The following is a 5,923-nucleotide window of genomic DNA, read 5'->3' as shown; positions in this document are numbered from 1 at the left end:
ACCGGTGAAAGCACCACCAATCCTATTAGACTCAATATAAAATCAAGCACTCTTTTCAATCCATTTCGATACATTTTCCCATTCCTTTCCCACATAAAAAAACATACATCTTTCAGTATGTTTCCTTTCAACTTTGGATAATTCGCAATTATCTTAAGTTTTACTTACAATTTCCAGACCCACTTTCACCTGTGTAGTCTTTCCAAACAATTCAACTTCAATCAATGCAATACGCTTATGCCGATCAATCCTCCTGATAATTCCCTCTTTTCCCTTCAAAGGCCCGGAAATAATCATCACTTCATCATTTTCAATCAAACCCGTCGATATCTCAACCACATGATCATCATCACCCAATGACTTCAAAAACGCTACCTCATCATCATAAAGCGGAAATATATCACCATTTACATGCCCCAGCATCTTTGTAAGATCTGGAACCTTCTTCAATTCAAGATATAGCTTATCAGGATCATCACTCACCAAAAACACATACCCGCTAAACAGTATTTCCTCAATCTTCATCCAATTTCCCTTTATCTTCTTCATTCTCTTGTTTTTCGGAATAAAGCACTCTTTCAATACCTCTTTAGAAATCAGTATTTCACAAGCCTTTCTGATTTTTTCTTCGGCCCTACTCCTTACTTGAATCACATACCATTTCTCCATGTAGGTTCTCCTTTTGGATATGCTTCGCCCATTCATACCATACATATGAACTCTTTTATTGATGATCCTGCAAGCATACAACGTGCGCCAGGCAACGATTGATCAGCTCTGCATTCTTGTACACAACCTAATTATTATAACTCAATCTTTACTGATTGTCAGTAATAATCAAGTTTAAAAGCTTATTTTTTATGATACCAATATTTTCTTCATTGCTGATCAAATCTTCTAAAACATCCAATCGTTTATTTAATTCATCTAACGAAATATGCATGATATCATTCTTATAAATCAGATCATTCTTTGTCTTTGAAAATGTTTCACCACCCAAATGAAGTTCTTCAAACATCTTCTCACCCGGTCTTAACCCAATCTCTTTAATTTCAATATCTTCATACGGTTCAAGTCCACACAGCTTGATCATCTTTTCAGCAAGATCCAATATTTTCACCGGCTCACCCATATCCAACACAAAGATTTCACCTTTATCTGCATAATATCCTGCCTGTAAAACCAGCTGTGCAGCTTCAGGAATTGTCATAAAATAACGAATAATGTTTTTATCGGTAATCGTAACCGGTCCACCTTCCTCAATCTGCTTCGAGAAAATCGGAATGACCGAACCATGACTTCCTAAAACATTTCCAAAACGAACCGCCGCCATCTTCGTTACACCGTTATCACCATATGCCTGTAAGATCATCTCTGTCATACGCTTCGTAGCACCCATGACATTTGTAGGATTTACAGCCTTATCCGTAGAAATCATAATAAAACGTGACACTTTATATTTGATACAAGTCAAGATTACATTTCTCGTTCCAAAAACATTATTCTTGATTGCCTCCATCGGTCTTGTTTCCATCAAAGGAACATGCTTATGCGCCGCTGCATGATAAACGACTTCCGGCTGATACAACTTGAAAACCTGATCCAATCCTTTCGCATCACGAATCGATGTAATGATAGAAACAATTTTAATATCCTTATCAAGCTTACCATGCTCACGATCACGATTAAATTCCTGTTCCAAAAGATACAAGTCGTTTTCATTAATATCCAGCATGACAAGTTCCTTTGGTTTAAACTTTAAGATCTGACGACAAAGCTCCGACCCAATACTTCCACCGGCACCCGTCACCAAAATTCTTTTATCTGTGATATAAGAAGCAATCTCGTGCTGATCCAGATGAATCTCACCTCTGCCTAAAAGATCCTCGATCTTAACATCACTCAACACATTTTTCTTCTTTAGCTGATTGCCAAAGATACTTTCACTCATCATCTGCACCGGCAAATGAACAGCCTGACACTGCTCAACAATATTTCGCAATTGTTTCTTGGATACATTGCGCATTGCAATCAAAGCAACTTCTACATGATACTTTTCCTTGATTTCCTTCAAATCAAGACAAGTACCCAAAATAGAAAGCCCCTCGATCATATATTTCTTTTTATAATCATCAACGAAACCAACAACCTTATAGTTAAGTTTTTCATTCTGATTGATTTCCTTAAGTAAGATATTCCCGGCATCCCCAGCCCCGATAATCACCGCATTCTTTGCATCACCAACACGTAATGTATATCTTCTAAATAAACGATATATTGCTCGAAGCGAAAACATCATCAAAGCTGCAAAACAGCCTGCTACTAATTCAATACTTACATAATCCAGATTCTGACTATAAAACAAAGTAAGTGCCATGATCGTAATTGTTGCAAATACATCCGCTAAGGTCAAACGAACGACTTCCACGACACCAATATATTTCCAAAGACTTCGATAAATTCCAAACGCTATAAAATAAACGATATAAATAAATAGCACAATAACAGCAAAAATGAACAATTTATGTAAAACAAAGGAATGAAAATCAAATCTAAAATTGAACTTCGTCCAATATGCAAGAATATAAGAAAAACACACAATAAGTAAATCTAAAACAATCTGTATTTTTTCTCGATGCTTCTTATAAAATTGATTTCCAAAAAACCAATCAAGCATTTTTTCTCCCCCAATCACAAAGATTTTAACATATAATACATGATTAAACAACACTTCAAACCCTTTAAAATCACTTTATTTCCTTACATTTCTTAACATTTTATATCATTTTTATCGCAAATTGTAATCATTAAATTTCGCCCTATTTATATACGTTTTTTGTTACTCATATAAAAGAATCACCCTATTCCGGCACAGACATTTTTGAACGTAATCCTTTAGATTATCTTTCATCAAAAATTCTCACATGAAAATGATTTTGTAACCAAAATCATATGCAAATAAATGACTTCTTATCTGATTCTTTCTACCAAAATTTGAAATTCCTAATATACCTAAATATATAAAAAGCTCCCATCAATATGAGAGCTTAATATCCGGCAAGAGCTAAAATATCTTTTTCAACCTGCAGTACTCTTTCACTAGCAGTATAGCCACTATCCTCACCATAGATAAAATGATGCAGTGATTCAACTTCACCACTAAAATCCTTTAACACATACTGCGGTGAATATCCGTATAAAGTAAGTGAAGTCAACTGTGAATCATAACCATCTTTAGGAAACTGGTACTGTTCAATATTACTCAAATCAAAACCTAAAAGACGAGTCACATAACTTTTAATAGCTCTATTCGAAAGATTTGTTTCAATATATGGCAATACATCATCAACAATATTCAATAATTCAATCAACGATTTATCCTTCAACGTAGAAATTAAAGCATCAATGACATTATTTTGACGTGACATACGCACATAATCACTATCTACTGCACGAATACGAGAATAACGCAATGCCTGTGAACCATTCAAATGATAGGTACCTGCACCACCTAAACCCAGAAAACCTGCTTCAGAAGACGTAAGCTGTATATCAACTCCACCTAAAATATCAACAATTTCTTCTACCGAATCAAAATCAAATAGCACATATTGTGTTACATTCAAATCAAAGTTATAATTGATGGCGCTTAAAGTTCCCTGCACACCACTACGCCAATAAGCATGATTCAGCTTTTCATAGCGATCCATCAATGGCTGATAAACGATATTGTCACGCTGCAATGAAGAAATTTTGATCTTCTTATTATCAAAATCAAGCGAAATAATTTTCATCACATCCGTACGTGCACCACTTCCGTTATCAGCATCGATTCCTAAAAGTGCAATATTATCAATATTGCGATCAGACTCATAGGAATAAACATCATCATCACTAAATGACTCTGTACGCCCCATACGATTCAATAAAGAATCAGCATATAAATTAACACCGGCAAAAACGCCAATAATCAACACAAGAACGATTGATAATGCAATGACCAGTCTTTTTTTTGCTTTAATTGACATAAGTACCTCCAAATACCTGCATATTGTAGCACTATTTCAAAGATAAATCACTATTTTTCTCAAATCTAACATGAAATCACATAAAGATTCTGTATTTTTTATAAAGAATGATTCTTTTATTATAAACAGCAATTGCTATAGCAGACCTAAAACAAAAACTCTTTATATATGATCATATCAAAATATAAACAATATATTAACAAAAGCTCTTGCAATCGGATAACTTTATAATCAGACACCAAAAACTACAAGAGCAAACTGTACTCTTGTAGTTTTTTTCATTAATTGCTCCTTTTCTCTGGATAAATGCCACAATTCTTTTGAATGACTTCCACAGCTCTTTGATCCATCAAAACCGGCTTATTTACAGGAAATGTTTCAATGATTGCTTCTGCAGTAGATTCTGCTACTTCCATTCGATCATAGGTTTTCAGCGGATGTGGTCCAGTAACAATACAAGCATAATTCTGAATCAAGACCGTATTATGATAATCATCAAAATATCCCTTCAAAAGTTCTTCCATCTCACTTCGAGATTTCAATTCTTTTTTTTCAATATTCCTTAAATAACCATAACACTCTGCAATCACTCTTGTGACATATTCCTGATCACTACAAGCATATGCCATAGCATAAGGTGGACAGGATGATATCACATTATTGATATGATCATGATTTTTATAAATAGATAAATGGAAAAGAAAATCACGATGAGGCTTTTTTTCACCACAATATTTATTATCATGTATTAAAACCAAGTCTTCTGGCTTTAAAGTTGTCACATCCGTATTGTCCGGATTTACCAAAATATCATGATTCTTTAATCGCCAAGAAAAACAAGCATTTTTACATGTTGAGATACCTCGGCTATATAATCTTTTTAACAGTTCTGCAAGCAATTTCCTTTCTTCCTGATATCCTCCATTATCTTCTTCACTTCTAGTAAGATTATTTTCTACATCATTCTTATATTGATCAATTTGCTCCTCAGTAACTTCCTTAGGAGTACCACCTATTTTCTTTATATTACTTTCAATTCTACATACCAAATCTAAATTCTCAAGTTTATCATAACAATCCTCCATTGTATGATCAACGATAAAGAGTCCATGATTTTCTAAAATAGCAACTGCATTTGACCCGTTTAATACTTTTACTGTTTCATCTGCCAATTGTTTTGTACCTGGATCTGCATATTTCGCAATTTCTATTTTCCCATTTAAATCATAAGCAACATTTGCCAATAATTTAACTTTTGGTAAAATATGTGCTGTTGAAAACCCAAGAATTGAAGATGTATGTGAATGTAATATGGCATTCATATCATGATTCATCTCATATACGGCTTTATGAACTGGAAATTCACTTGTTACCTTATGTTTACCATATATTTCACCAGTATTTAAAACCTCCATGATATCATCCGTCTTTAAATTTCCCTTATCAATTTCCGATGGTGTTACATAAACAGAATTTTCTGATTTAACCGATAAATTTCCACCTGACATTGTAGTCAGTTTTTTATCATAAAGACGTTTTATATAATAACAGATAATCTCTTTTTCCATACATCCGCTCCTGTTCTATTCATTTGACTTTTCCTGTAAAGAATCAAAGTACTGTTTACCTTCTTTTCTAAATCCTTTAACTGTGAATATATAACCTGCCATAAATACGATTGCTAAAAGTACCCAAATGAAATTTCCATCTAAAAATTGGAATAGATTCATAAATATAACTGTAAATGCAGGACAGTCCATACCAGCGCTTGCATACATTTGGCCTGCTTCAAAAATACCATTTTCCCATCCAAGCTGAGAAATAATCGGACCTACCATGGTAGCTGCATATAAATAGATAGGAGTACCTAAAATATATAGAATAATCATTCTTAA

General features: G+C 33.8%; 5 protein-coding genes. All 5 read right to left on the bottom strand.

From position 1 onward, the window contains the following. Positions 1–153: 153 nt before the first annotated feature. Entirely contained in the window at positions 154–669 is a 516-nt protein-coding gene (loaP, locus tag Q0K35_RS07875; protein ID WP_294562105.1) for an antiterminator LoaP, read from the bottom strand. A 148-nt stretch (positions 670–817) separates the two neighbouring features. Further along, positions 818–2,677, bottom strand: coding sequence for a nucleoside-diphosphate sugar epimerase/dehydratase (locus tag Q0K35_RS07870; protein ID WP_294562104.1), 1,860 nt, complete (start codon positions 2,675–2,677; stop codon positions 818–820). Positions 2,678–3,047: 370 nt separating this feature from the next. Then, complete coding sequence (locus Q0K35_RS07865; RefSeq protein ID WP_294562103.1) at positions 3,048–4,028, bottom strand: LCP family protein; 981 nt, start codon at positions 4,026–4,028, stop codon at positions 3,048–3,050. Between the two features lie 281 nt (positions 4,029–4,309). Further along, on the bottom strand, positions 4,310–5,596 hold the full coding sequence (locus tag Q0K35_RS07860; RefSeq protein ID WP_294562102.1) for a class II aldolase/adducin family protein: 1,287 nt from the start codon (positions 5,594–5,596) through the stop codon (positions 4,310–4,312). 15 nt (positions 5,597–5,611) lie between these two features. Further along, a partial coding sequence (locus tag Q0K35_RS07855) for a hypothetical protein (protein ID WP_294562101.1) occupies positions 5,612–5,923 on the bottom strand: 312 nt, incomplete at its 5' end.

This window comes from uncultured Traorella sp. (assembly GCF_944327115.1).
In the GTDB taxonomy this organism is placed as follows: Bacteria; Bacillota_I; Bacilli_A; order Erysipelotrichales; family Erysipelotrichaceae; genus Traorella.
This window is presented reverse-complemented; position numbering and strand designations above follow the sequence as displayed.

Bases quoted from the DNA above. Each gene is read 5' to 3' on its own strand.
- Q0K35_RS07870 (WP_294562104.1), bottom strand. From the start codon at position 2,677: ATGCTTGATTGGTTTTTTGGAAATCAATTTTATAAGAAGCATCGAGAA.
- loaP (WP_294562105.1), bottom strand. From the start codon at position 669: ATGGAGAAATGGTATGTGATTCAAGTAAGGAGTAGGGCCGAAGAAAAA.
- Q0K35_RS07865 (WP_294562103.1), bottom strand. From the start codon at position 4,028: ATGTCAATTAAAGCAAAAAAAAGACTGGTCATTGCATTATCAATCGTT.
- Q0K35_RS07860 (WP_294562102.1), bottom strand. From the start codon at position 5,596: ATGGAAAAAGAGATTATCTGTTATTATATAAAACGTCTTTATGATAAA.